Here is a 26,462-nt window from a genome sequence, read left to right as displayed (position 1 = left end):
TTAGCGTGTTTAAACACAAGACCAATACCAAGGAGTTCCCCATGATTGCGATTACCGGCGCCACTGGCCAACTGGGCCAACACGTTATTGAAAGCCTGCTGAAAACCGTGCCTGCCAGCCAGATAGTGGCGATTGTACGCAACCCTGCTAAAGCGGCAGCACTGAGTCAGCAAGGCATCATCGTTCGCCAGGCGGATTACACCGACGAAACCGCCTTTACGACGGCTTTGCAGGGTGTCGACAAGCTGCTGCTGATCTCGTCGAGCGAAGTCGGACAACGTACTCCGCAGCATCGCAACGTGATTAACGCGGCGAAAGCTGCCCACGTGAAATTTATCGCCTATACCAGCCTGCTTCACGCCAACACCTCCCCGCTGGGGCTGGCTGATGAGCATGTGGCAACCGAGAAGATGCTGGCAGACTCCGGCATTGCCTACGCGTTGTTACGTAACGGCTGGTACACCGAAAACTATCTGGCGAGTGCGCCAGCGGCACTGGAGCACGGCGTGTTTATTGGGGCTGCAGGAGAAGGCAAAATCGCCTCAGCGACCCGCGCCGACTATGCCGCAGCCGCCGCGCGCGTTATCAGCGAAGACGGTCACGCTGGTAAAATCTACGAACTGGCAGGCGATGAGGGCTGGACGCTGAGCCAACTGGCCGCTGAGCTGGCCCAACAGAGTGGTAAAAAGGTGGTGTATCAGAACCTGAGTGAGGCCGATTTTGCCGCCGCGCTAAAAGGTTTTGGTCTGCCTGCCGGACTGGCGGACATGCTGGCCGATTCTGACGTCGGTGCCTCCAAAGGCGGGCTCTTTGACGACAGCCATACGCTGGGCAAACTGATTGGCCGCCCAACCACCTCGTTGGCGGACAGCGTCAAAGGTATCGTGTAAGTGTTAAAAATCGGTTAATTGTGGTGGCATCCTCACGCATCCTCTCTGATAATGACAAGATGATGCGTGGGGAGAGATAACGTGCAAGGTGTACCTGAGCAGTTTTTTGATGAGAAAGACAGCGCCCGCTTTCGCCACCTGGCGCAGGTGCCAGGCGTTGAACTGTACCATGCACACATCTCCCGTTATGCGTTTGAGCCGCACACCCATGAAGCTTTCGGCATTGGCGCGATTGAAGCCGGTGCCGAGCGTTTTCGCTACCGTGGCACGCAATACGTAGCGCCTGCCCACTCCGTTGTCACCATGAACCCCGATGAACTGCACACCGGTGAAGCTGAAACCGCCGACGGCTGGCGCTATCGGATGATTTACCTTGAGCCCGATCTTCTGGAAGAGGTCACCGGCGTTCGTCACTGGTGGTTCCATGACGTTACCCGTCACGATCCGCTGCGCTCGCGTCAGATCTGTTCATTGATCCATGGTCTGTGGAACACCGAAGACCCGCTGGCGCAAAAGGGATTGCTGCTCGATCTGATCGATACATTCCAGCCGCTGGCTCGCCATGCACCGGTATTACCGGAGGGGGCACATCGCTTCGAACGCGTGCGTGAATACCTGCACGATAACTACATGAACCCTGTGACACTCGATGAGCTGGCTCGCGTGGCGTCACTCAGTCCCTGGCATTTTCAGCGCCAGTTCAAGTCTCATTTTCACGTCACACCGCATCAGATGCTGATGGCGATCCGCCTGTGGCGAGCCAAAGGTTTTCTTACCTACGGTATGCCTGCCGCAGATGTGGCCGCCGCCACCGGACTGACCGACCAATCGCACCTCACCCGCGCCTTTACCCATCGCTATGGCATTACGCCGGTACGCTATCAGAAGCAGGTTTATTCGCGCTAATGCGCAATCTCATACAATACAGTGATGTTTTCCCTGCCTACACTCAGCGCTATGTTTAATGATGTGGATGTCAAAAATGATTAGCGGTGTGTTGTATGCCCTGCTTGCCGGGCTGATGTGGGGATTAATTTTTGTCGGACCCTTGCTCGTACCGGAATACCCGGCGGTATTACAGTCGATGGGGCGTTATCTGGCATTGGGGCTGATCGCACTACCGTTGGCCTGGCTGGGTCGCGGGCGTCTGCGTCAGTTGACGCGTAAAGACTGGATAACGGCGCTGGCGTTAACCCTGATGGGCAACCTGATTTATTACGTTTGCTTGGCCAGCGCCATTCAGCGCACCGGCGCGCCGGTTTCAACCATGATCATCGGCACATTACCGGTCGTGATCCCGGTCTTCGCCAACCTGCTTTATAGCCAACGCGACGGCAAATTATCGTGGTGGCACCTGGCTCCAGCGCTGGTACTGATCGGCATGGGCCTGCTGTGCGTGAATATCTCTGAGCTCAGTCAGGGGTTGCCTGATTTTAGCGGCTGGCGATATGGTTCAGGCATCGCTCTGGCGCTGATCTCCGTGGTGTGCTGGGCCTGGTACGCGCTACGCAATGCCCGCTGGCTGCGGGAAAACCCGGATAAGCATCCAATGATGTGGGCAACGGCTCAGGCGCTGGTGACGCTTCCGGTTTCGCTGCTGGGGTACATCGCAGCCTGCCTGTGGCTGCGTGGACAAACACCGGAATTCTCGCTGCCCTTTGGCCCGCGACCGGACGTGTTTATCGGCCTGATGATCGCCATTGCGATATTGTGCTCGTGGGTTGGCGCACTGTGCTGGAACGTCGCCAGTCAGAAGTTGCCGACGGTGATCCTCGGACCGCTGATTGTCTTTGAAACACTGGCGGGTCTGTTATACACCTTTATGCTGCGTCAGGAGATGCCACCATTGCTGACGCTAAGCGGTATTGCGCTGCTGGTAATAGGCGTGGTAATTGCGGTGCGGTCAAAACCGCAGAAACCGGCGGTAGTGCCGGTTTCAGGGGATGCCTGATGGCGCTGCGCTTATCAGGCCTACAAGGACTGTACGATCTCATGTAGGCCGGATAAGGCGTTTACGCCGCCGTCCGGCGCGACACTTTAAACACCGCCACCGTCTGATTCAGTCTGGCCGCCTGCTCTTCGAGCGCGGCAGCTGCAGAGGCAGACTCTTCCACCAGCGAGGCGTTTTGCTGTGTCACACGATCCATTTCGGCAACGGCCTGCCCGACTTGATCGATACCCCGACTCTGCTCATCGGACGCTGACGCAATTTCGCTCATAATATCGGTAACCTGAGTGACGGCACTGACAATTTCCGCCATCGTCTCACCCGCTTCATGCACCAGTGCCGTACCGGCATTGACCCGATTCCCTGAGTCATCAATCAGCGCCTTAATCTCTTTCGCCGCCTGAGCGCTACGCTGCGCCAGCGTGCGCACTTCACCTGCCACCACGGCAAAACCGCGCCCCTGTTCACCCGCACGCGCCGCTTCTACCGCCGCATTCAATGCCAGAATATTCGTCTGGAAAGCAATACCGTCGATAACCGTGGTAATTTGCGCAATTTTGCTGGAACTGGTGGCGATTTCATCCATCGTACGCACCACGCCGTCGACCACTGTTCCGCCTTTCTGCGCCGTCTGCGAGGCATTTTTTGCAAGGCTAGTCGCCTGTCGCGCATTGTCCGCATTCTGTTTTACGGTGGCCGTGAGCTGTTCCATACTGGCAGCCGTTTCTTCCAGAGAAGCAGCCTGCTGTTCAGTGCGCGAAGAGAGATCGTTACTGCCTGCGGCAATTTCACCCGCACCGGTATAGATAGTATCCGCACCGTCACGTACCACGCTAACCGTATTCGCCAGCGCCTGCTGCATATCACGGACGTTCTGTGCCAATAGCGCCATTTCGTTACTGCCATCGGCGGTAATAGTGTGGGTCAGATCACCTGAAGCGATATGGCGAATATGTCCCATCACTTCGTGGAGTGGTTTCAGCAGGACACGCTGCATGGCAATCCAACTGACGATAATGACGGTCAACACAATCAACAGTACGGCGGACAACAACCAGATAATTTTCTGGTAATCATTTTCGTTATCCCGTACTCCCTCATTCGCCAGTGCGGCTTGTGCGGCACGCCACTCCTGATAAACCTCCTGCATGGCCGTCTGCTTTTGCTCGGCATTCTGTTTGAACATGTCTTCCAGTTTGCCTTCAGCCAGCAGCGCGTTCATTTTTGCAAGCGCAGTAGAATAGATACCGTACTGTTCTTCCAGTCGGTCTGCCAGACTTTCATCCAGACCCGGCGTTTCCGGCAGCGCGTAGTATTTATCGTAATGCTCTTTTGCGTCTGCCAGCAGGCGATTCGCCGTGTTCACTAACTCCGTCAACTGTCCGCCATTAATTTCGCTCGCCATCGTCCCTTGCAAACGCAGCATGCCCCGGTTGAGCGTGACGCGAGCCTGGTTCAGGCTAATCCATGCATCGGTAAACTCCGCCACGTTCTGGCTGGAAAGTTGAGAAACGTTAAAGTTTTCCTTGTCGTTTTTAAGCGCGCCAATAAAAACGCCTGCGGAAATGAGCTGCATCGCGCCCAGGGCGAGTAACACGGTGATAAGTAAGGTTATCACTTTGATTCGTTTGAACATCTGTTGCCTTTTAGTTATGCAGGTATTGTCTGAGGTCTAACTATCGGCAGCAGCGTCGGCTTATTTAATCTTGCGGCGTAGCTTTTTTCACCGCGTTACCCCTTTTCAATAAGATTCAGCACGTTAAAGGGACAAGAATTTTTCGTGACAGTCATCACAAAATCCTCTGCCCCGAAAGGGTTATATCCTTCCGCATAAGTTGCATTTAAAATACATCTTATATTATTGAGAATGAGGTAACGGCTATGTCTTATCGCGATCAACCTTTAGGTGAACTGGCGCTCTCTATTCCTCGCGCGTCGGCACTGTTTCGTAAATACGATATGGATTACTGCTGCGGCGGTAAGCAAACGCTGGCACGCGCTGCCGCACGTAAAGAGCTGGATGTGGAAGCTATCGAAGCGCAGCTCGCTCAGTTGGCTGAGCAGCCGCTGGAAAAAGACTGGCGCACCGTGGCACTGGCAGAAATCATCGACCATATCGTCATACGTTATCATGACCGCCACCGCGAACAGCTGCCGGAGCTGATCCTGCAGGCCACTAAAGTTGAACGTGTACATGCCGACAAGCCGAGCGTACCGCGTGGTCTGGCGAAGAACCTGACGATGCTGCATGAAGAGCTGTCAAGCCACATGATGAAAGAAGAGCAAATTCTGTTCCCAATGATCAAACAGGGAATGGGGAGTCAGGCGATGGGACCAATCAGCGTGATGGAAAGCGAACATGACGAGGCCGGCGAACTGGTAGAAGTGATCAAGCACATCACCAACAACGTAACGCCGCCGCCAGAAGCCTGCACCACATGGAAAGCAATGTATAACGGCATTAACGAGATGATCGACGATCTGATGGAACACATCAGTCTGGAAAACAATGTGTTGTTCCCGCGTGCCCTCGCAGGTGAATAAAAAAGCCCGGTGGCGCTAGCGCTTACCGGGCCTACAACGACCTCGAACGTAGGCCTGATAAGGCGAAGCCGCATCAGGCAATCCCGCCAGCATAGTGCCGGATGCGGCATAAACGCCTTATCCGGCCTACACCTCACTGCTTAGCGATTAACGCGTACCTGCCATACGTTTCTTACCGATAAACAACCAGCCCAGACCCAGCGCGATAAACCACAGCGGCGTGACGATCAGCGCCTGACGGGTATCCTCTTCCAGCGTCAGCAGCACCAGTACGAAGACGAAGAACGCCATACATACCCAGCACATCAGCTTGCCTAACGGCATCTTGTAGATCGATTTCTCATGCAGGTGTGGACGCTGTTTGCGATACACCAGATAAGAGCAAAGAATGATGGTCCAGACAAACATAAACAGGATTGCCGACACGGTGGTGATCATGGTGAACGCACCGATTACGCTCGGATTCACGTACAGCATTACCACGCCGCCCAACAGGCAGATACAGGAGAAGGTCAAGCCTTTCGCCGGCACCGCACGTTTAGACAGCTTAGCAAACGCTTTTGGCGCAACACCTTCCTGAGCCAGACCAAACAGCATACGGCTGGTAGAAAACACGCCGCTGTTTGCGGAAGAGGCCGCTGATGTCAGCACCACAAAGTTAATCAGGCTCGCCGCCGCTGGCAGACCTACCAGCACAAACAGTTCAACGAATGGGCTCTTAGTGGGAACCACCGAGCTCCACGGCGTCACGGACATAATCACGATCAGCGCGAAAACGTAGAACATGATGATACGGATTGGAATCGAGTTAATCGCGCGCGGCAGAGACTTTTCCGGATCTTTAGTTTCTGCAGCCGTCGTACCCACCAGTTCAATACCAACAAACGCGAAGACTGCTATCTGGAAGCCCGCAAAGAAGCCACTCAGACCTTTCGGGAACCAGCCACCGTCATTCCACAGATGAGTAAACGAAGCCTGAACGCCGGTTGGCGACTGGAAGTGCGTCAGTACCATCACCAGACCGACGACAATCAGGCCGACAATGGCGACGATTTTGATCATCGCAAACCAGAACTCCATCTCACCAAACATTTTCACCGTGGCGAGGTTAAGAGCCAGCAACAGAATGATCACCGCCAGCGATGCCACCCAGTCTGACAGTCCGGGGAACCAGAATTGCGCATACGCCGTAATCGCAACGACGTCTGCCATCCCGGTAACCACCCAGCAGAACCAATAGGTCCAGCCGGTAAAATACCCGGCCCATGGCCCGAGCAGGTCGGAGGCGAAATCACTAAAGGATTTGTATTCGAGATTCGAGAGCAGCAATTCTCCCATTGCCCGCATCACGAAAAACAGCATAAAACCGATGATCATATAGACAAAAATGATCGACGGCCCGGCGAGGCTGATGGTTTTCCCAGAGCCCATAAACAGGCCGGTACCAATAGCGCCACCAATGGCAATAAGTTGAATATGACGGTTTGTGAGATTGCGCCGTAGCGACTGTTCAGACGAAGCCTCTTCAACGGCTTCGACTTTTACCTGATCTACCATGTTTTTTCTTCCTGTACCTGTCTGTGTTGTTCAGGCTCTACGGCCTTTAGTGTGTCTATGATACGACGATCCTGTTGGCAGGACTCATCGATATTAGGTAAGAATCGGCGGGATGAATACTAAGATTTAGATATAATGTTAATTTTATGTTTAAAGTGAGTGTCATATCACTCTGATAGCGAGAATCAGTTCACAAAAATACACGCAATAACATCATTTGCAAGATAAAATATCGACATCGGCATAACAATAGCTTTTCACGCTATTTTGTTGCTCCCCCCAGCGTCGGGGGGAACAGAAGTCACTGCTTACAGGATTTCAAGCAGCTCAACTTCAAATACCAGCGTGCTGAACGGAGGAATGGACGCGCCAGCGCCACGCTCACCGTAAGCCAGTTCCTGAGGAATCGTCAGTTCCCATTTGGAACCTACCGGCATCAGGGTCAGTGCTTCAATCCAGCCTGGAATCACGCCGTTAACCGGGAATTCAGCTGGTTCACCACGCGCAACAGAGCTGTCAAACACGGTACCGTCGATCAGTTTACCGGTATAATGCACGCGTACGTGGTCGGTACGTGCCGGGATAGAACCTTCACCCTGAGTCAACACACGGAACTGCAGACCGGATTCAGTGCTATTCACACCTTCTTTCTCACGGTTTTCTTCCAGATATTTGACGCCATCAGCCGCCATAGCCTGGAAACGCTCGCGACGTACTGCATCAGCACGTTCGTGAATTTCGCGCAGCGCACGGTGCACAACATCAACAGGCACTGCCGGGTGTTTACCTTCCAGCGCATCAGCGATACCCGCTACCAGCGCTTCAGGCAACAGCCCTTCCAGACCGGATTCGCTCAGCTGCTGCCCTACCTGCAAACCAATGCCGTAGCTTGCTTGCGCTTCGATAGTGTCAAAAGTCGGGGTAGCCATCATATTTCCTTTCATCGGATGTAAAGTAGCGGGCAGCATATCAGCCATGCCGCATCCGGTAAAACTTTGTCTCGGGAACAGATGACAAATCGCGAGGAAAAAGAAACAATGCTATTGCCCGCATCAATGTCACGAAAGCGGGTACCTGAACAAGTATCATAGAGTTAGCGATCTATACTCTATGACAGAGGAACGAGACGCGGAGCAGGAGGAAAGCCATGCCCGGGCGCTTTGAATTAAAACCAACCCTGGCGAAAATCTGGCATGCACCGGACAATTTTCGCATTATGGACCCGCTACCGCCTATGCATCGCCGTGGCATTATTGCTGCTGCCATCGTGCTGGTGATAGGTTTCCTGCTCCCTTCCAATGACACCAACGATACCCCGGTGGTCACGCGTAATGCGCAGCTGGATTTGCAGTCGCAGTCCCAGCCGCCAACTGAAGCACAGCTTCAGGCACAGTTGGTCGCACCACAAAATGATCCCGGCCAGGTGGCTCCCGTTGCGCCGGAACCCATCCAGGAAGGCGATCCCGATACACAGCCACAGAGCCAGCAATCACAGTCTCAGACACAGCCCTTTCAGCAGAATAGTGGTATTGAGCAGCAGTGGCGTACCTACCGCGTAGACTCAGGGAAAACGCTGGCGCAGGTCTTCCGGGACCATAACCTTCCGCCAACTGATGTGTACGCAATGGCACAAGTGGAAGGCGCCGGGAGGCCGCTGAGCAATTTGAAAGACGGCCAGATGATCCAAATCAGGCAGAATGCTAATGGGGTGGTGACCGGGTTAACCATTGATAGCGGAAATGGTCAGCAGGTGTTGTTTACCCGCCAGCCCAACGGCAGCTTTATTCGCGCCCGTTAAATGTACTGATTGCCGGGTGGCGGCTTCGCCTTACCCGGCTTACGCCCCCCGCAATTGTAGGCCTGAGAAGCAGTAGCGCCATCAGGCGTTACCGCTTCACCTTATTCACCCACCAAATCCCCGAACAGACCAGCACCAGCGCCACCGCATATTTCCATTCGAGAATGTTCTCACCGAGGAAAATTGACGACAGCACCGCCCCTGAAACCGGGATCAGGAAGTTAAACGGCGCGATCATTCCTACGCGGTTGTACTTGAGCAAAATGCTCCACAACGCGAAGGCCACCGATGAAAGCAACGTCAGGTAACCCAGAATAGCCACTGAAGCAGATCCATGTACGGTCAGTGTCCCGCCAAAAGCATAGCCGCCAATAACCAACGCCAGACCGCCCATCCCCAGTTGGTAACCTGTCATGACCGTTGGGTCTACCGTCTGAGAAATGCGCTTACCGTACAGCGTGGCCGCAGAGAGAATAAAGGCCGCCATCACGACTGAACCGTCCCCTAACAGGCTGAAACTAAAATCCATTCCGCTGTTGAAGTTCACCACCATCACGCCGGTAAAACCCAGAATACAACCCAGCGCTTTGTTGTAGCTTAGTTTGTCGTTTTGATAGATAAAATGGGCCAGAAGCACGCTAAAGAATGTACCGGTAGCGTTCATGATTGACCCCTTTACACCTGTCGTGAATGCCAGACCGATATAAAAGAAAATGTATTGCAGCGAGGTTTGCGTCAACCCAAGCAGCGTAAGCTGGCCAAACTGACGTGGGCTTAACCTGCCAATTGGTTTACGTTGCACCATCGCCAGCAGCAACAGCAATAATCCCGCAAACAGGAAACGATATCCGGCAAAGACAATTTTTGACGGAATATCATCCGTGGCAATCTGGAAGATCTCGTATCCGCTTTTTATCGCTGGATAAGCGCTCCCCCACAACAGGCAACAGAAGGCTGCGCCCAGGTAGACAACATTTTTACGCGCGAACAGAGGTTGGTGCGTTGGTTCCATTCCATCACCACTTTGAAATAATGTTTTATTTTTATGATTATCCCGAAAAGGACAAAGAATAGCCAGAGCGAAAAACAGGAGGGTAGAAAAGCAAAACGCCGGCACAAGGCCGGCGCTTTTACGCGGTCATCAGAATAAAAACTTATTCTGCAACTACGTTTACAGTCAGCTTAGCAAACACTTCGCTGTGAACCTGGAAGCTCACTTCGTGCTCACCAGTGGTACGCAGAACGCCGTTCGGCAGACGAACTTCGCTCTTAGCAACGTCAACGCCAGCTGCAGTTACAGCGTCAGCGATGTCGCGAGTACCGATGGAACCGAACAGTTTACCTTCGTCGCCAGCTTTAGACGCGATGGTTACGGTTTCCAGTGCATTGATTTTCTCAGCACGAGCTTCAGCAGCGGCCAGAACGTCAGCCAGTTTGGCTTCCAGTTCAGCGCGACGCGCTTCGAAAAATTCAACGTTTTTCTTGGTAGCAGGAACAGCTTTACCCTGTGGTACCAGGAAGTTACGAGCATAGCCCGCTTTAACGTTAACCTGATCACCCAGGCTACCCAGGTTTGCTACTTTATCAAGCAGAATAACTTGCATTACCTTATCCTCTCAAAGTCGTATTAATGGACCGTGACCGATTACTGATGACGATCAGTGTACGGCAGCAGGGACAGGTAGCGAGCGCGTTTGATAGCGCGAGCCAGCTGACGCTGGTATTTTGCACGGGTACCGGTGATACGGCTTGGGACAATCTTACCGCTTTCGGTGATGTAGTTTTTCAGCGTAGCGATATCTTTATAGTCGATCTCTTGAACGCCTTCCGCGGTGAAACGGCAGAACTTGCGACGACGGAAATAACGTGCCATATGGCTAGTCTCCAGAATCTATCAATTCAATCTGCTCGGCATGCAGAACCATTTTGCTCAGGCCGTTCTTTGCCTTATGGCAAGAGATGAACCCCTGAACGGTCACTGCGCTACCGACCGTTATACTGTGAGTAATGGCCTGGTTTTCGTGTCCGCTAATAATAACGGGCATTTGGCACCACGCCTGCCGGTGAAACCCGGCTTCCTCCTGCACAGAACGATGCTCAAGCACGAACTGGCAATGAGGAATTCCTGATGGACTGACCTTTCGAAGGGGAGCCCTGCACACAGTGCCGGACAGCGCCAGACGGTTGGTCATCAGAAATTACTCTTCAGAATCCCCAGCTTCAGCATCATCTGCGGTTTCGTTAGCGAAATCATCGCGACGTTCACGACGCTCGTCTTTCGCTTTAACCATCGGAGATGCTTCGGTAACAGCGTGTTTAGTACGCATAACCATGCTGCGGATAACGGCATCGTTGAAGCGGAAGGTAGTTTCCAGCTCATCGATCACTTCCTGCGGCGCTTCAACGTTCATCAGAACGTAGTGAGCTTTGTGCAGTTTGTTGATCGGGTAAGCCAGCTGACGGCGGCCCCAGTCTTCCAGACGGTGGATCGTGCCTTCTGCACCAGTGATGGCAGCAGTGTAGCGTTCGATCATACCCGGAACCTGTTCGCTCTGGTCAGGATGGACCATAAAAACGATTTCGTAATGACGCATCGAATTGCTCCTTACGGATTATTCAGCCTCCTGTCTGGGTCAGCCGAGGCCCATGGAGGCAAGGAACGTGTTAAAGGTCGGCTGAAAAATGACGCGTCATAATACTGGGGTCAGCAGGTAAACTCAAGGCGCTTGTACGATTATTTATCATGTCGCCATTAATACATATCCAGCAGCATTTTGACGCTGATGCAAATGGAGACAATCACAATCATGGGTCGGATGACTTTCTTGCCACGCGTCAGTACGACCGTCGCGCCAAGACGTGCGCCGAGGGACTGCCCGGCAAACATCACCAGCCCCAGCGACCAGATCATTTTACCGCCGAAAATGAAAAACAAAATCGAGGCGATGTTCGACGCCAGGTTAATAAAGTTAGAGTGAATTTGCGCCTTATCGATGCTGTATCCCCACAACAGGATATAGCTGAGCGTATAAAAGGAGCCGGCCCCAGCGCCGAGAAATCCATCATAAAAACCAATACAACCACCACCGATCAACGAAAAGAGAAACAGGGAGACTTTTTGCTTTCTCTTCGGCTCGCTGAGATTAGGCGCAAAAATAAAGTAGATAGCGACAGCAATAATCAGTACCGGCAGCAGTTTTCTCAGCAGTTCAGGCTCAATGAACTGAATAAGCGTCGTACCTAACGCCGAACCAATAAAAGCAGATAAGAACACAGACTTATGTTCCTGTACGTTGATGTGTCCCCGGCGTAAAAAGTAAATCCCAGAGGTCAGCGAACTGCCCAACGCCTGAATCTTATTGGTTGCTAGCGCGTTAGCCGGGGGTAAACCGGAAATCAGTAATGCGCCAATAGAGAGAAACCCGCCGCCGCCAGACACCACGTTAATAAAGCCAGCCACCAGCGCGACCATAAACATAATCACAAAGTAGCTGAAATCCATGAATGAAGTATCCATAAGTTTTTGCCTTATAATCATAAAGTTATGTTGATTATTCAGCCCACTATAAACGGCGTACTCCTCTGGTAAAATTGACAATTTGGTAAGAGTTTATGCCTGGGAAACAGGTATTTTTTATCGCAGCGGTAGATATCAGCTGACTGTTAATTAAAGGAAAGATGGCAATGCGGTAATTTTTTGAACAACTGCATCAGAAATGGTCGCTATCGACTACGTTGGTTGCGGTTAAAATTACATCAGAAGCTAACGACTCACAGGAGACAAGCAACCAAAGACCGCAGTCGAGGAGGTACATATGCGAGCCCGTGTTTTGACCCTTCTGGCTGTGCTTTTGCTGAGCGCAAATGCAATGGCAGCCATCAAAATTGACAATCATCAGGCCAGAAATATGGATGATGTACAGAGCTTAGGCGTAATTTACATAAATCATAACTTCGCCACTGAAAGTGAAGCCACTCAAGCTCTGAACGAAGAGACAGATGCGCAAGGCGCAACTTACTACCACGAGATCCTCATCAGAGAACCCGGTAGTAACGGCAACATACACGCCAGCGCAGACATTTATCGCTAGCACCCGGAAATAACCAACGAGAACATTGCCACAGTTTGACTTGCCCCCTTTATTGGGGGCTTTTTTTGCAAAAAAGCCCTGAAGCCAGATCGATAACATCCCCTGAATGATTTGGCTCCAGGACTTAGCCGTTACTTCTGTCCGTAATAGGCGTTTGGGCCATGCTTACGCATGAAGTGTTTATTCATCAGATAACTGTCGATGGGGCTGAGGGCCGGATTAATGCCACGCGCAATCCATGCCATTCTTGCCACCTCTTCCATCACCACCGCGTTATGCACCGCCTCATGAGCGTCTTTCCCCCAGGCAAACGGGCCATGCTGGTACACGACGACGCCAGGCGTATGCAGTGGCGCAACGTCTCCCAGTGTTTCAATGATGACCTTACCGGTATTCAACTCATATTCGTCCTGCACTTCTGCTTCGTTTAACGCCCTGGTACAGGGAATATCGCCAAAGAAGTAATCTGCATGCGTTGTGCCAAGCGCCGGAATGGACTGCCCCGCTTGCGCCCACGCTGTGGCATGAGTTGAGTGGGTATGCACCACGCCGCCAAGCGACGGATAACGGCAGTACAGCGCCAGATGCGTGGCCGTGTCAGATGAAGGGCGATAGCGCCCTTCAACCACGTTTCCGTCCAAATCTACCACCACCATGTCGTCGACCTGCATGGTTTCGTAGGCAACACCGCTAGGTTTAATCACCACCAGCCCATGTTCACGATGGATGGCGCTGACGTTGCCCCAGGTAAAGGTCACCAGCCCGTAGCGTGGAAGATCCATGTTAGCTGCAAAAACCTGCTGCTTGAGCTCTTGTATCATGTTGCCTCCATCAGACCGGCACTGGCCATCCGCGCTTTCACCCAATCGCGCGCCTTTGCCACTTCTAGCACGGGGTTCTCCGCCGTTTCACTCCACATTTCAATCAGGTATGGCCCGCAATACCCACTCTGCTTGAGCGTCTCGAAACAGCGTTCGAAATCAACAACTCCTTCACCGAAGGGGACATTTTTAAAGATACCCGGCCGGGTATCTTTCACATGCACCGCCACGATATGCCCAACACCCGCCTGCAGTTCCATCTGTACGTCATTATCCCACGCCGACAAATTGCCAATGTCAGGATAGAGCTGGAACCACGGATTATTGAGGTAGTGGGCATAGCCCAGCGCCTTACTGATCGAATTCATCAACGGATAATCCATGATCTCCATCGCCAGTGTGACCTGTGCGCGACTCGCCATCTCGACACTCTCTTTCAGCCCATCACGAAACCGACGGCGCGTTTCGTTATTGGCCTGCTGGTAATAGACGTCGTAACCCGCCAGTTGAATAACGCGAATACCGATATCCTGCGCAAACCGAATCGCTTTACGCATAATCTCAAGCCCCTGGGCACGGACGGCATCATCTTCGCTACCCAGCGGGAAACGACGGTGGGCGCTCAGGCACATCGAGGGGACACGCACACCGGTTTCGGCAATCGCGGTGACCAGCGTCAGACGCTGTTCGCGGCTCCAGTCAAGCCGCGACAGGCGCGCGTCGGTTTCATCAACCGACATTTCAACAAAGTCAAAACCCAACTCCTTTGCCAGGCGTAGGCGCGCCAGCCAACACTCCCCGGCGGGGAGCGCTTTTTCATAGATGCCAAGTGGGATCTGTTTTGACAACATGTCCGCTCCTTATCCCCACAGTTGGGCGATGGAACGTTTGAACTGACGCGCAGCCTCCACCGGAGACACGGCGTCGCGAATGCTGCGACCGGCAATAAAGACATGAATCGGAATCCCCTGGAACAGCGGCAGGTCTTCCAGCGCCAGGCCCCCGGTAACGGTGACCTTAAAGCCCATATCAGACAGACGTTTGATGGCACTGATATCCGCCGCTCCCCATGCCACACCGGCCGCCTGCGCATCGCGGCTGCGGTGATATACCACCTGCCCAATACCGGCTTCGCGCCACTCTTGTGCTTGTTCCCACGTCCAATAGCCAGTCAGTTCAATCTGTACGTCGCCATTAAACTCGTGCGCCACTTCCAGCGCACCTTTGGCGGTGTTGATATCTGCACAGCAAATCACCGTGACCCAGTCGGCATTGGCTTCAAAGCACATACGCGACAGGATTTTCCCCGCATCGGCAATTTTGGCATCCGCCAGCACAATTTTATGCGGGTAAAGCGCCTTCAGATCGCGAACGGCGCGCACGCCCTCTGCCACGCAAAGAATAGTGCCCACCTCAATGATATCGACTTCTTCGGCAATCAGACGCGTCGTTTCATACGCAGAAGCCATTGATTGGTTATCCAGCGCAACCTGCAACATAGGTAATGACATTTTGGTATCCTTTTAAACAGCCGCCGCAGTGGCGTTATCAATTAAATCCAATACTTCCTGCGCGGTGCGACAGGCGCGTAAACGGTCGAAATTGGCTTCGTCATCAAAGAGATTCACGATCTGCATGATGCCCACTTCCTGATGCGTATTAGCATCAACCGCCGCCATTGTGATCAGGATGTCGACCGGGTCATTATCTTCATGGTTGAACACTAACGGTGTTTTCAGCGTGACCAACGCAAAACCGGTTTTTTTAACCCCCTCTTCAGGGCGGCCATGCGGCATAGCCAGCCCAGGGGCAATCACAAAATAAGGACCGTGCTGTGCAACCCCGTCGAGAATAGCCTGGTAGTAGCGTGGCTCGACCACATCAGCCTTAACCAGCAGATCCACGCCCAGCTTTACCGCGTCCTGCCAGTTACTGGCGTCAGCCTGTAAAAGGATGGCGTTATTGTCCGCCAGCGAATCTCGTAGTTTCATATTCCGTGTCCTTACTTCACGTCCTGCGGAAAGTGTTCTTTAATCACTTCCAGCAGTTTTGGACCAAAATCAGCGGGAGACAGCATGTTGCGTACCCCTACAACATACTTATTGCCAGAAACGGTAATTTCGCCGGCGATGTGAGTAGAGGCGATGATGATGTCCGCGCCGCTCAGTTCACTTTTGTACTCACCCACTGCACAGCTATTCACCGTGTGGTCAATATTTGACTGAGTTAAAAACTGATCCACCTTCATTTTCATGATCATGGAACTGCCCTGTCCGTTGCCACATACAGCCAGAATACGTACGGTCATAATCGGAACTCCTTATTAAGCAGAGTGTTCTGCCAGTTGTTTTTCTGCGTCTTCCTCAGCGCGCAACGTGCGTCCTGCGAAAAACATATAAGCCAGTGCAATCAGAATAATGACGGCCATAAAAATCAGTCCGATAGAGGCAAACCCTTGCATCATAGGTGGAGCCAGAATCGACCAGTCAGCCATTCCCATCCAGGCACTCATACCGGTGAGTTTTACCGCCCAGACACAGCCAAATATTTCGATCATGCCCATCACCAGACAAATCTTAAGCGCCGCTCGCCAGCCGCCAAAATGGTTAGCAAATACGCCGATAGTGGCGTTAGAGAAGAACATTGGAATAAAGCCGGGAATAATCAGAATGGAAGAGCCGAGGCCTACCAGAATGCCAACAGCAATCAGTTGACCAATGGTGCCCCACATAAAACCCCAGACCACAGCGTTTGGGGCAAAGCTGTATATCGCCGCACAGTCAATCGCCAGTACTGCCCCAGGAATCAAACGTTGAGAAATACCGTTGAACGCTTCTGAAAGTTCAGCAACGAACATACGCACACCCTGGGTGATGATGAAAATGGCAACAGCGAACGAGAAACCAGTTTGCAGGATATACACCGTCCAGTGCGTTTTTCCCGCCATCGCCTGGACCACATCAATACCAAAAGAGAGCAGAATTGCACCGAAGAAAAGAGTCATCACGATCGCGGTTGAAACGATGTTGTCATGGAAGATATTCAGCCAGCCCGGCAGTTTAAGGTCTTCGACACTCTCTTCTTTCTTACCGAGATAGGGGGCAATTTTGTAAGCAATCCAGGAGGCGAACTGCTGCTGGTGACCAATGGAGAAGCCACAGTCATCGGTCACTTCTTGCGTCGGCTTATACATCATATTGGAGGTAATGCCCCAATAGAGCGACACCAGTACCGCCGTACAGATAATGGTGGTCCACATCGGGTAACCAAAGATATACAGAGAAACCGCAATCAGCCCCGCCTGTTGGAACATGATGTGTCCGGTCAACATGATGGTGCGGATACCGGTAATACGTCGAAGAAGTACGTAACAAATATTCAGCGCCAGCGCTAACAGCACCGCATACCCCACCCAGCTATAGGCATCCCCCATGCGTTCAATGGTTGCCATCATTGAGGCATAGGTATCTGAAATTGCCCCATTGATGCCATAGACCTCAGACATCTTAGCCACTACCGGTTTGAACGTGCTGGTCAGGATGCCGGACCCTGCCTGCAGCAACATAAAGCCGATGATCGTTTTGATCGTGCCTTTGATAATGACGCTGACACTTTTACGCAGCAAGATGTAGCCGAGACAGGTCACAATCCCCAGCAGCAGTGGGGCGTTAGTCATAACCTGATTAAAAAAGACGGTAAAGATGTTGTAGAGGATCTCCATAACGATCTCCAGTAGACGAAGTTGCTGAACATTCATTACAGATGCCCAGGATGTTGTGCCCCCACTCTAGTTTTCAAAAGTAATCACAACAAGATTGAATTTGATTAAATGTGATGCAGTACGCAAATAATTCTCTCACTGTAAGAAAGGTCTTGTTCGTTATTCAGCAGTAAAAAAATAACCTCTGATAAAACAAATAAATACAATTAAACACTGATACAAAAACAACTTATAACCCTGTGAATCCTCCCCATTTCTTGCGGTGACATAAAAAATCAGCACATTGCCTTCTTGATAAAATGATGTCAGTATCAATCAAATTAAATCACGTTATGATTCGATATGAATAAACATGAGGGTAAATGCGATGAGTAAAGTAAAAAGTATCACGCGTGAATCATGGATCCTGAACACATTCCCGGAATGGGGAAGTTGGCTAAATGAAGAGATCGAGCAGGAACAGGTTGCGCCGGGCACCTTTGCGATGTGGTGGCTTGGCTGTACTGGAATTTGGCTGAAGTCGGAAGGCGGGACGAACGTCTGCGTCGATTTCTGGTGCGGCACCGGTAAACAAAGCCACGGCAATCCACTGATGAAAACCGGCCACCAAATGCAGCGCATGGCGGGTGTAAAGAAACTACAACCCAATCTGCGCACGACGCCGTTTGTCCTTGATCCGTTTGCTATTCGTCAGATCGATGCGGTTCTTGCTACGCACGATCATAACGATCACATTGATGTGAATGTCGCCGCTGCCATCATGCAGAACTGTGCTGACAATGTCCCGTTTATTGGACCACAAACCTGTGTCGATCTGTGGATAGGTTGGGGCGTACCACAAGAGCGCTGTATTGTGGTAAAACCAGGTGATGTTGTTAAGATAAAAGATATTGAAATTCATGCGCTTGACGCGTTCGACCGTACTGCGTTAATCACCCTGCCAGCCGACCAAAAAGCCGCAGGCGTTCTGCCAGATGGTATGGATGCACGCGCAGTCAACTATCTGTTCAAGACTCCGGGCGGCACGTTGTACCACAGTGGCGACTCCCACTACTCAAACTACTACGCCAAGCACGGAAATGAGTATCAGATCGACGTCGCACTCGGCTCCTACGGTGAAAACCCACGTGGGATTACGGACAAGATGACCAGTTCCGACATACTGCGTATGGCGGAATCCTTGAATACAAAAGTGGTGATCCCTTTCCATCATGATATTTGGTCAAACTTCCAGGCTGATCCACAGGAGATCCGCGTCCTGTGGGACATGAAAAAAGACCGCCTGAAGTATAATTTCAAACCGTTTATCTGGCAGGTCGGCGGCAAGTTCACTTGGCCACTGGATAAAGATAACTTCGAATATCACTATCCACGCGGCTTTGATGACTGCTTTACGATTGAGCCGGATTTACCGTTTAAATCCTTCCTGTAATCCATACAAAATGCCGGTTTCTCCCGGCATTTTTTCCCATTTACTTAGTATTTCCAGGCTATTTCAAATATCATCTTTTCAAATCAATTTGTATCGGAATAGCTCATGACTGAAGCACAAAGACATCAAATATTGCTGGATATGCTGGCGCAATTGGGCTTTGTTACCGTTGAGAACGTAATTGAGCGCCTGGGGATTTCACCGGCCACAGCACGCAGGGATATCAACAAGCTCGACGAAAGCGGCAAACTCAAGAAAGTCCGTAACGGCGCAGAAGCCATTACCCAGCAGCGCCCACGCTGGACACCGATGAATCTGCACCAGGCACAGAATCACGATGAAAAAGTTCGCATTGCCAAAGCGGCATCCCAGTTAGTGAATGCAGGCGAAAGCGTGGTGATCAACTGCGGATCAACCGCCTTCCTGCTCGGACGCGAAATGTGCGGCAAACCCGTGCAGATCATCACCAATTATCTGCCACTGGCAAACTATCTGATCGACCAGGAGCATGAAAGCGTGATCATCATGGGAGGGCAATACAACAAGAGCCAATCCATCACACTTAGCCCACAGGGCAGCGAAAATAGCCTGTATGCCGGACACTGGATGTTTACGAGTGGTAAAGGGCTGACCGCTGATGGACTGTATAAAACCGATATGCTGACGGCAATGGCCGAGCAAAAGATGCTCAACGTGGTCGGCAAACTGGTGGTGCTGGTCGATAGCAGTAAAGTTGGAGAACGTGCGGGAATGTTGTTCAGCCGTGCCGATCAAATCGATATGCTGATTACCGGCAAAAATGCTAACCCTGAGATCCTGGAACAACTTGAAGCTCAGGGCGTGAACATTTTACGGGTTTAGAGGTGCTGGCGGAAAAACGATACTGTCGCAGCGAGCGCTTCTGGCGTGATGCGGTGTCGGACACCCGCTTCCCACAGGCAGGTCAGATGGTTATCCAGACCTGCCTGAATTAACGCCTGCTGCAAACGGAACGTTTCCACAGCCGGAACCACATCGTCATCCTGGCCATGCCACAACAGTAATGGTCTGTCGGCCAGACGTTGCAACTGATGTGTAACATCCCACTCGGCCAGTGGGGCGATAATCTTATCAAATTCCGCCTGCTGTTCTGGCGTCTGAACCGCTACGGGGGGGAAAAGCGTTTGTGCAAGCCGGGTAAAATACCCCGAACCCATCAGGCTCGCTGCACATTTTACGTCAGGATGACGCGCCATAATGCCCAGAGCCGTCATTGCCCCCATTGAGGCTCCTCCGACGGCAAGACGTTCATCTGATAGCCAATTTTCTGCCACCAGCGCCGCACGTAACGTCGCAAACTCCTGCATATTTTGCTGCAAAATCTGCCAGAAGCGATACATTCTCCCCTGCGCATCGCGAGTGAAGCGGGCACCATGATCGGGCGCATCTGGCATCACGACCCGGAATCCGGCCTGTGCCAGAGCAACGGCAAAATAGCTGTAGACCAGACCAGAAGAGGTAAACCCGTGATAGAAGATAATACAAGGGAGTGAACATTCGCGTTTACCCGCAGGAACGGCGTGCAGGACAGGGATACCAGCCAGCTGGCGTGTTTCAATTTCGATCATTTGTCGCCTCTTTTTTTCTGGTATGCCATGGAGAAATACTTAACGCAAGTGAATGTGTTCAGCAATGATTCATAATGTTGAGAACTGGGTTACGCTTTCGCAACATTTTCATTCGAAAATCGCGTGAGAGATAACAATTCGGGAACATTCCCCTAAAGGGAATTTAATAAGGCACTACACTATGGCTATCAGGAAACGAGATAGAGTTATGCGTCGGTTTGCCTCTTTGTTGCTGGTGACGTTTTTAAGCGCCTGTAGCGTATTACAGGGTACACCACAACCTGCACCGCCCGTAGCCGACCACCCGCAAGAAATCCGCCGCGACCAGAGCAACGGGTTGCAGCGAATAGGGACAGTCAATGCGCTGGTAAGAGGCTCTCCAGATGATGCGCTGGCAGAGATCCGTGCCAAAGCCGTCGCGGCTAAAGCTGATTATTACGTTGTCTTATTAGTTGATGAGACCGTAGTGACAGGCCAATGGTATTCACAAGCTATTTTGTATCGTAAATAACATTGGGTTGAAATTTAGTCAGCTTTACATTGCTTTGCGCCCCTATGCGTTTACCTGTGCACAATAAACCAACAGCAGGGAGCTTGAGGTTTATTATCGCGATGGAATGCCCTGCCATGTGTAGGGGTACGAATAATGGAGCTGACTATGAAACAATCACTTGCCTTATCCTCACTGCTGCTTTCTGCCGGACTGGTAGGTACAACGGCGCAGTCTGCCGAGTTCGCCAGTGCTGACTGCGTAACAGGCCTGAACGAAATTGGCCTGATATCGGTCAGTAACATTGCAGGAAACCCGCAGGATGTAGAACGCGTTGTGGCGTTAAAAGCGGATGAACAAGGTGCCTCATGGTACCGGATTATTCAGATGTATGAAGAACAGCAGCCAGATAACTGGCGCGTACAGGCCATACTTTATGCATAACAGATTGCCGGATGGCGTAAACGTATCCTGCCGGTATTGAACGTAGGCAGGATACGACGCGACAGCATCGCCATCTGGCATAGTCTTACCGTATTCCTCCCGTCGCCCGCAGTAGCAAATCACTCTGCACCTGTGCAGACAACTGTTTTACACCACGCGTATCCAACATCATCTGACACCAGGCCTGCGCGACTGGCGGAGAGGCATAACGCAGTACCTGCGCGCCACACCCGAGCAGAAAAAGCTGCTGCGTAATCTCCCTCGCCAACGCCTCACTGGGCTTACGCAGGTGTTGCTGCAACTGACGCACCATCCGATCGTAATGACGATCTTGCCCTTTTACTTCGGCAAAAGCCTCACTGAGCATATCGTACATGCCGGGTTGTTTCGTCAGTACCCGCAATACATCAAGACACATGATGTTGCCGGAGCCTTCCCAGATACTGTTTACCGGCATTTCACGGTACAAACGCGGCAACTCACTCTCCTCGCAATAGCCAATTCCGCCCAGCACTTCCATCGCCTCGGCAACAAACGGCATGCCATTTTTGCAGATGGCAAATTTCGCTGCGGGTGTGAATAATCTGGCCCACAGGGCTTCTTTCGCATCGGTGCGGCGATCCCAGGCTCGCGCCAGCCGAAACAGTAATGCGGTCTGCCCTTCCAACTGCAATGCCATTCGGCTTAGTACCTGACGCATCATCGGTTGTTCGATCAAAGGTTTACCAAATACCTGTCGCTGATGTGCATGATAAATCGCCACGGAAAAAGCACGTCGCATCATACTGTGACTACCCAGCGCGCAGTCGAAACGCGTCATACCGCCCATTTTCAGGATGTGGCGAATACCTTCCCCTTCCTCGCCCAGCAGCCAGCCGATAGCATCCTGAAACTCGACCTCGCAACTGGCATTAGAACGGTTACCGAGCTTATCTTTCAGGCGTTCAAGGCGGATGGCGTTGCGTCGACCATCAGGCAAGAATCGCGGCATAAAAAAGCAGGATAAGCCCCCCCTTGTCTGCGCCAGTACCAAATGCGCATCGCTTTGCGGCACGGAGAAAAACCATTTATGTCCCACCAGGCGATATGAGCCATCTGCAAGACGTTCAGCCTGAGTGGTATTGCTCAGCACATCTGAACCCCCTTGCTTCTCCGTCATTCCCATACCAATCAGCACCCCACGCTTTTGTCCACCGGGCAGCAAATGTGAGTCATAGCGATCGCTGCGCAGAGGGGTAAACCAATCATGAAATTGTGAAGGTAGCATCTGCAGTAACAGCGGCGTGGCGGCAAAGGTCATGGTTATCGGGCACAAGGTGCCCGCCTCCACCTGCGCATGCAGCATAAAACGTGCAGCCCGGGCAACAAACGTGCCCTGCCTGGCCTCCTCTTCCCAGGCCAGGTTATGCACGCGGTTTGCGCACAATCCCTGCATCAGTAAATGCCACGCGGGATGAAACCGCACATCATCCAGTCGTTGCCCTTGCGGATCGTAACGCAATAATTCGGGGGGAAAGGCATTGGCCAGGCGGCCCAACTCAAGCGATTCCGCGGTCCCTAATTGCTGGCCAATACTGGCGAGAAGATCGCTGTCCCAGCCCGCGCCTTCGCGAGCAACGGCTTCACAGAGTGCGCCATCGGACAGGTATAAGTTGCTGTTATTGAGCGGTACAGGTTGGTTAAAAACGGTATGCGTTTGCCAGTGCATTGTGTCTCCCTCCGTCAATGGCCGTCACCATAAGTATGGTCAGTCAGAGAAGAGGATGCCTGGGATAAAGGTCACAAAAAAGCCATCCCGAAGGATGGCTTAAGAGAAGAGGGAATCAATTACCCGCGCTGACGGACGGCTTCAAACAGGCAAATTCCCGTCGCGACAGAGACGTTAAGCGATGAAACGCTCCCGGCCATTGGGATGCTGATCAGTTCATCACAATGTTCACGGGTCAGACGACGCATACCTTCGCCCTCTGCGCCCATTACCAGTGCCAGACGCCCGGTCATTTTGCTCTGATACAGCGTATGGTCAGCTTCGCCCGCGGTACCAACAATCCAGATGTTCTCTTCCTGCAACATACGCATGGTGCGCGCCAGGTTGGTCACGCGGATCAGCGGTACGCTTTCTGCCGCGCCACAGGCAACTTTTTTCGCCGTCGCATTCAATTGTGCAGAACGATCTTTCGGCACGATCACCGCATGCACACCGGCAGCGTCTGCGCTACGCAGGCATGCGCCCAGGTTATGCGGATCGGTGACGCCATCGAGGATCAAAAAGAACGTCTGGTCGAGTTCCGCGATCAGATCCGGAAGATCGTTTTCCTGATACTGACGACCCGGCTTCACGCGCGCAATAATCCCCTGATGAACCGCACCCTCACTTTTCTCATCCAGGAACTGGCGGTTAGCTAACTGGATGACAACACCCTGTGCTTCCAGTGCATGGATCAGCGGCAGCAGACGTTTATCTTCGCGACCTTTGAGAATAAAGACGTCCTGAAAGCGCTCAGGCGCACGCTCCAACAGAGCCTGCACCGCATGGATGCCGTAAATCATTTCACTCATGAATGTACTCGTTAATAGTTTAGGTGTAACGCCGGGCGGCACGCTGGCCACCCGGCTTACGGTTTATGGCTTATTCCGTGACTTTCTTTTTCGCCGCGCGTTTGGCTTTGGTGGCGGCAGCGATTTTAAGCGTTTTCGCCGAAGGCTTTTTCGCTTTTTTGTCGCCTTTTTTCTCAGCCGCTTTTTTATCCGCCTGAGGTTTGGCTCTGCCTTTTTTCTCACCGCGGAAAGCACTGTCCGGCTCGAAATTCACCTTTTTGCCCATCTGGCGACGTTTACCGGTATTCTTACCTGCATCGCCTTTTTTGGCTTTTTCGCGCGCGGTTTTACCCTCATTGCGCGGAGCACGTTCGCTGGAAATCAGACTAAAGTCGATTTTGCGCTCGTCCATATTGACGGCTTCCACACGGACTTCCACACGATCGCCAAGGCGATACATCTGACCGCTGGATTCGCCTGTCAGGCGTTGCCCTACCTGGTCAAAACGATAGTAGTCGTTATCCAGCGAGGAGACATGCACCAGACCGTCGATAAACAGCTCATCAAGACGAACAAAGAAGCCAAAACCCGTCACGCTGGCAATAACGCCCTTAAAGACATTACCGACCTGATCCAGCATAAAATCGCACTTCAGCCAATCAGAAACATCGCGCGTGGCTTCGTCAGCACGGCGCTCTGCCATCGAACAGTGCTGGCCCAGTTGCAGCATCTCTTCCATCGAATAATGGTAGCCCCCCGTCTCCGTGGTGTTACCTTTATGACCCTGCTCCTGCGCCAGCAGATATTTGATAGCACGGTGCAACGAGAGGTCCGGGTAACGACGAATCGGTGAGGTGAAGTGCGCATAAGATTGCAGCGCCAGACCAAAGTGACCACGGTTTTCCGGATCGTAAATGGCCTGTTTCATGGAGCGCAGCAACATAGTTTGCAGCATTTCTGCGTCAGGTCGGTCAGCAATCGACTCCAGCAGTTCAGCATAATCACGCGGCTCTGGTTTGTTACCGCCAGGCAGCTCCAGTCCCAGCTCGGCCAGTACCGAGCGGAAAGAATTAATCGCTTCGGTCGTTGGCTTATCGTGAATACGGAACAGTGCAGGCTCTTTGGCTTTCTCAACGAATCGCGCCGCTGAGATATTCGCCATGATCATGCACTCTTCAATCAGTTTGTGCGCGTCATTACGTTGCGTCTGTTCAATACGCTCGATACGGCGTTCAGCATTGAAGATAAACTTCGCTTCTTCACTTTCAAACGAGATACCGCCGCGCTCTTCACGCGCTTTATCCAGCACTTTGTAGAGGTTATGCAGCTCTTCAATATGTTTCACCAACGGCGCGTACTGCTCACGCAGTTCCTGATCGCCCTGCAGCATATGCCAGACTTTGGTGTAGGTCAGACGAGCATGGGAGCTCATTACCGCTTCGTAGAATTTAAAGCCGGTTAAACGACCTTTTGACGAAATGGTCATTTCGCACACCATACACAACCTGTCCACCTGCGGGTTGAGCGAACACAATCCGTTGGAAAGTACTTCCGGCAGCATCGGTACAACCTGCGACGGGAAGTACACGGATGTACCGCGGCTACGGGCTTCCTGGTCCAGCGGGGTCGGTGGGCGAACGTAATAACTTACGTCAGCAATCGCCACCCACAAACGCCAGCCGCCACCACGCTTTTTCTCGCAATAGACGGCATCATCGAAATCACGCGCATCTTCACCATCGATTGTAACCAGCGGCAAATCACGCAAATCAACACGCCCGACTTTCGCTTCTTCCGGTACTTCTTCTTTCAGACCAGCGACCTGTTTCTCTACTGCCTGCGGCCAGATGTAGGGAATTTCATGAGTACGCAGAGCCATATCAACGGCCATGCTGGTGCCCATATTATCGCCCAGCACTTCGACAATTTTACCCACCGCTTTGGTACGACGAGTCGGGCGCTGAGTGAGTTCAACCACCACCACAAAGCCCATACGGGCACCCATCACCTCTTCAGGCGGGAGCAGGATGTCAAAACTCAGTCGGCTATCGTCCGGTACGACAAATCCCACACCAGCGTCAGTAAAGTAGCGACCAACAATCTGGCTAGTTTTCGGTACCAGCACGCGCACGATACGTGCTTCGCGGCGGCCTTTACGATCCGCACCCAGCGGTTGTGCCAGTACCTGATCGCCATGAATGCAGGTTTTCATCTGCTCGCTGGACAGGTACAAATCATCTTTGCGTCCTTCGACGCGCAAGAAACCGTAGCCATCACGATGGCCAATAACGGTGCCTTTTAGCAGGTCAAGACGCTCCGGCAGCGCGTAGCACTGACGACGGGTAAAGACCAGTTGCCCGTCACGCTCCATCGCGCGCAGGCGGCGACGCAGCGCTTCCAGCTGCTCTTCACCTTCAATATTGAGTTCAGCGGCCAGCTCATCGCGGTTGGCCGGTTTTTCACGTTTAGTTAAATGTTCGAGGATAAATTCCCGGCTCGGGATAGGGTTCGCGTATTTTTCAGCTTCGCGCTCCTGGAAAGGATCTTGTGACATCGAGGTTCCTCCATTGTCAGCTCTGAT

The 26,462-nt window shown here is 52.3% G+C and carries 29 protein-coding genes; 10 read left to right on the top strand and 19 right to left on the bottom strand.

Annotation, left to right across the window (positions count from 1 at the left end):
- Nucleotides 1–41 precede the first annotated feature (41 nt).
- The 3 genes from NNO08_RS06305 (at nt 42) to NNO08_RS06295 (ending at nt 2,841) form a co-directional block, all read left to right on the top strand.
- Entirely contained in the window at nt 42–890 is an 849-nt protein-coding gene (locus NNO08_RS06305) for an SDR family oxidoreductase (protein ID WP_271456360.1), read from the top strand.
- A gap of 81 nt (nt 891–971) precedes the next feature.
- Nucleotides 972–1,796 carry an AraC family transcriptional regulator gene (locus NNO08_RS06300; RefSeq protein ID WP_271456359.1) on the top strand — a complete coding sequence of 275 codons (825 nt, stop codon included), beginning with the start codon at nt 972–974 and terminating at the stop codon, nt 1,794–1,796.
- A 76-nt stretch (nt 1,797–1,872) separates the two neighbouring features.
- Nucleotides 1,873–2,841, top strand: a complete 969-nt coding sequence (locus NNO08_RS06295; protein WP_271449199.1) for a DMT family transporter — start codon at nt 1,873–1,875, stop codon at nt 2,839–2,841.
- 61 nt (nt 2,842–2,902) lie between these two features.
- On the opposite strand, the gene NNO08_RS06290 is transcribed toward NNO08_RS06295, so the two are convergent.
- Nucleotides 2,903–4,474: a methyl-accepting chemotaxis protein gene (locus NNO08_RS06290; RefSeq protein WP_271440291.1), complete on the bottom strand. Its 1,572-nt coding sequence runs from the start codon at nt 4,472–4,474 to the stop codon at nt 2,903–2,905.
- Between the two features lie 245 nt (nt 4,475–4,719).
- Between NNO08_RS06290 and ytfE the strand changes: the two genes are divergently transcribed.
- A complete protein-coding gene (ytfE, locus tag NNO08_RS06285) occupies nt 4,720–5,382 on the top strand; it encodes an iron-sulfur cluster repair protein YtfE (RefSeq protein ID WP_137383984.1) in 663 nt (220 codons plus the stop codon).
- A 147-nt stretch (nt 5,383–5,529) separates the two neighbouring features.
- On the opposite strand, the gene cycA is transcribed toward ytfE, so the two are convergent.
- Both cycA and fklB read right to left on the bottom strand, forming a co-directional pair.
- Nucleotides 5,530–6,939, bottom strand: coding sequence for a D-serine/D-alanine/glycine transporter (gene cycA, locus NNO08_RS06280; RefSeq protein ID WP_271440290.1), 1,410 nt, complete (start codon nt 6,937–6,939; stop codon nt 5,530–5,532).
- Between the two features lie 308 nt (nt 6,940–7,247).
- Entirely contained in the window at nt 7,248–7,868 is a 621-nt protein-coding gene (gene fklB, locus NNO08_RS06275) for an FKBP-type peptidyl-prolyl cis-trans isomerase (RefSeq protein WP_170974407.1), read from the bottom strand.
- 218 nt (nt 7,869–8,086) lie between these two features.
- Between fklB and NNO08_RS06270 the strand changes: the two genes are divergently transcribed.
- Nucleotides 8,087–8,737, top strand: a complete 651-nt coding sequence (locus NNO08_RS06270; protein WP_271456358.1) for an OapA family protein — start codon at nt 8,087–8,089, stop codon at nt 8,735–8,737.
- An 88-nt stretch (nt 8,738–8,825) separates the two neighbouring features.
- Here the strand turns inward: NNO08_RS06270 and NNO08_RS06265 are convergent, their stop codons facing one another.
- The 6 genes from NNO08_RS06265 to NNO08_RS06240 form a co-directional block, all read right to left on the bottom strand.
- On the bottom strand, nt 8,826–9,749 hold the full coding sequence (locus NNO08_RS06265) for a DMT family transporter (protein WP_202039798.1): 924 nt from the start codon (nt 9,747–9,749) through the stop codon (nt 8,826–8,828).
- A gap of 142 nt (nt 9,750–9,891) precedes the next feature.
- A complete protein-coding gene (gene rplI / locus NNO08_RS06260; RefSeq protein ID WP_137383988.1) occupies nt 9,892–10,341 on the bottom strand; it encodes a 50S ribosomal protein L9 in 450 nt (149 codons plus the stop codon).
- A gap of 41 nt (nt 10,342–10,382) precedes the next feature.
- Nucleotides 10,383–10,610 carry a 30S ribosomal protein S18 gene (rpsR, locus tag NNO08_RS06255; RefSeq protein ID WP_000135199.1) on the bottom strand — a complete coding sequence of 76 codons (228 nt, stop codon included), beginning with the start codon at nt 10,608–10,610 and terminating at the stop codon, nt 10,383–10,385.
- 4 nt (nt 10,611–10,614) lie between these two features.
- Nucleotides 10,615–10,929, bottom strand: a complete 315-nt coding sequence (gene priB / locus NNO08_RS06250) for a primosomal replication protein N (RefSeq protein WP_003025674.1) — start codon at nt 10,927–10,929, stop codon at nt 10,615–10,617.
- 6 nt (nt 10,930–10,935) lie between these two features.
- Nucleotides 10,936–11,331, bottom strand: coding sequence for a 30S ribosomal protein S6 (gene rpsF, locus NNO08_RS06245; protein ID WP_003025672.1), 396 nt, complete (start codon nt 11,329–11,331; stop codon nt 10,936–10,938).
- A 158-nt stretch (nt 11,332–11,489) separates the two neighbouring features.
- Nucleotides 11,490–12,254 (bottom strand): TSUP family transporter, encoded by a 765-nt coding sequence (locus NNO08_RS06240; RefSeq protein WP_271440288.1) that lies wholly within the window; start codon nt 12,252–12,254, stop codon nt 11,490–11,492.
- Nucleotides 12,255–12,552: 298 nt separating this feature from the next.
- Between NNO08_RS06240 and yjfY the strand changes: the two genes are divergently transcribed.
- Entirely contained in the window at nt 12,553–12,828 is a 276-nt protein-coding gene (gene yjfY / locus NNO08_RS06235; RefSeq protein WP_202039800.1) for a DUF1471 family protein YjfY, read from the top strand.
- Between the two features lie 131 nt (nt 12,829–12,959).
- On the opposite strand, the gene NNO08_RS06230 is transcribed toward yjfY, so the two are convergent.
- The 6 genes from NNO08_RS06230 to ulaA are packed head-to-tail and all read right to left on the bottom strand — an operon-like array spanning nt 12,960 to nt 17,370.
- Nucleotides 12,960–13,646, bottom strand: coding sequence for an L-ribulose-5-phosphate 4-epimerase (locus tag NNO08_RS06230; protein WP_271456380.1), 687 nt, complete (start codon nt 13,644–13,646; stop codon nt 12,960–12,962).
- The gene (locus tag NNO08_RS06225) at nt 13,646–14,500 is read right to left on the bottom strand and encodes an L-ribulose-5-phosphate 3-epimerase (protein WP_271456357.1); all 855 of its coding nucleotides are present in this window, start codon (nt 14,498–14,500) and stop codon (nt 13,646–13,648) included. Before NNO08_RS06225 ends, NNO08_RS06230 begins: the two co-directional genes overlap by 1 nt.
- Before the next feature lie 9 nt (nt 14,501–14,509).
- On the bottom strand, nt 14,510–15,160 hold the full coding sequence (locus NNO08_RS06220) for a 3-keto-L-gulonate-6-phosphate decarboxylase UlaD (protein WP_271456356.1): 651 nt from the start codon (nt 15,158–15,160) through the stop codon (nt 14,510–14,512).
- A 12-nt stretch (nt 15,161–15,172) separates the two neighbouring features.
- On the bottom strand, nt 15,173–15,640 hold the full coding sequence (gene ulaC, locus NNO08_RS06215) for a PTS ascorbate transporter subunit IIA (protein ID WP_271440285.1): 468 nt from the start codon (nt 15,638–15,640) through the stop codon (nt 15,173–15,175).
- Between the two features lie 11 nt (nt 15,641–15,651).
- Nucleotides 15,652–15,957 (bottom strand): PTS ascorbate transporter subunit IIB, encoded by a 306-nt coding sequence (gene ulaB, locus NNO08_RS06210; RefSeq protein WP_045439008.1) that lies wholly within the window; start codon nt 15,955–15,957, stop codon nt 15,652–15,654.
- Nucleotides 15,958–15,972: 15 nt separating this feature from the next.
- Entirely contained in the window at nt 15,973–17,370 is a 1,398-nt protein-coding gene (gene ulaA / locus NNO08_RS06205; RefSeq protein WP_271456379.1) for a PTS ascorbate transporter subunit IIC, read from the bottom strand.
- Nucleotides 17,371–17,737: 367 nt separating this feature from the next.
- On the opposite strand from ulaA, the gene ulaG reads away from it, so the two are divergent.
- The gene (ulaG, locus tag NNO08_RS06200; RefSeq protein ID WP_271449157.1) at nt 17,738–18,802 is read left to right on the top strand and encodes an L-ascorbate 6-phosphate lactonase; all 1,065 of its coding nucleotides are present in this window, start codon (nt 17,738–17,740) and stop codon (nt 18,800–18,802) included.
- 105 nt (nt 18,803–18,907) lie between these two features.
- Nucleotides 18,908–19,663 (top strand): HTH-type transcriptional regulator UlaR, encoded by a 756-nt coding sequence (gene ulaR / locus NNO08_RS06195; RefSeq protein ID WP_271440283.1) that lies wholly within the window; start codon nt 18,908–18,910, stop codon nt 19,661–19,663.
- On the opposite strand, the gene yjfP is transcribed toward ulaR, so the two are convergent.
- Nucleotides 19,660–20,409: an esterase gene (gene yjfP / locus NNO08_RS06190; protein ID WP_271456355.1), complete on the bottom strand. Its 750-nt coding sequence runs from the start codon at nt 20,407–20,409 to the stop codon at nt 19,660–19,662. The genes ulaR and yjfP overlap by 4 nt on opposite strands.
- Before the next feature lie 181 nt (nt 20,410–20,590).
- Between yjfP and bsmA the strand changes: the two genes are divergently transcribed.
- Both bsmA and yjfN read left to right on the top strand, forming a co-directional pair.
- The gene (bsmA, locus tag NNO08_RS06185; RefSeq protein ID WP_271440281.1) at nt 20,591–20,920 is read left to right on the top strand and encodes a biofilm peroxide resistance protein BsmA; all 330 of its coding nucleotides are present in this window, start codon (nt 20,591–20,593) and stop codon (nt 20,918–20,920) included.
- Nucleotides 20,921–21,067: 147 nt separating this feature from the next.
- Nucleotides 21,068–21,343: a DUF1471 family protease activator YjfN gene (yjfN, locus tag NNO08_RS06180; RefSeq protein ID WP_005134428.1), complete on the top strand. Its 276-nt coding sequence runs from the start codon at nt 21,068–21,070 to the stop codon at nt 21,341–21,343.
- An 85-nt stretch (nt 21,344–21,428) separates the two neighbouring features.
- Here the strand turns inward: yjfN and NNO08_RS06175 are convergent, their stop codons facing one another.
- The 3 genes from NNO08_RS06175 to rnr all read right to left on the bottom strand — a co-directional run bounded on the left by NNO08_RS06175 (nt 21,429) and on the right by rnr (nt 26,435).
- Nucleotides 21,429–23,051 (bottom strand): isovaleryl-CoA dehydrogenase, encoded by a 1,623-nt coding sequence (locus NNO08_RS06175; RefSeq protein WP_271449155.1) that lies wholly within the window; start codon nt 23,049–23,051, stop codon nt 21,429–21,431.
- Between the two features lie 119 nt (nt 23,052–23,170).
- Nucleotides 23,171–23,902 (bottom strand): 23S rRNA (guanosine(2251)-2'-O)-methyltransferase RlmB, encoded by a 732-nt coding sequence (gene rlmB / locus NNO08_RS06170; protein WP_271456354.1) that lies wholly within the window; start codon nt 23,900–23,902, stop codon nt 23,171–23,173.
- 70 nt (nt 23,903–23,972) lie between these two features.
- Nucleotides 23,973–26,435, bottom strand: a complete 2,463-nt coding sequence (gene rnr, locus NNO08_RS06165) for a ribonuclease R (RefSeq protein WP_271456353.1) — start codon at nt 26,433–26,435, stop codon at nt 23,973–23,975.
- Nucleotides 26,436–26,462 lie beyond the last annotated feature (27 nt).

This window comes from Citrobacter sp. Igbk 17 (genome assembly GCF_028069775.1).
Taxonomy (GTDB): Bacteria; Pseudomonadota; Gammaproteobacteria; order Enterobacterales; family Enterobacteriaceae; genus Citrobacter.
The sequence above is the reverse complement of the archived record's forward strand: the minus strand, read 5'-3'. Positions and strand labels throughout refer to the sequence as shown.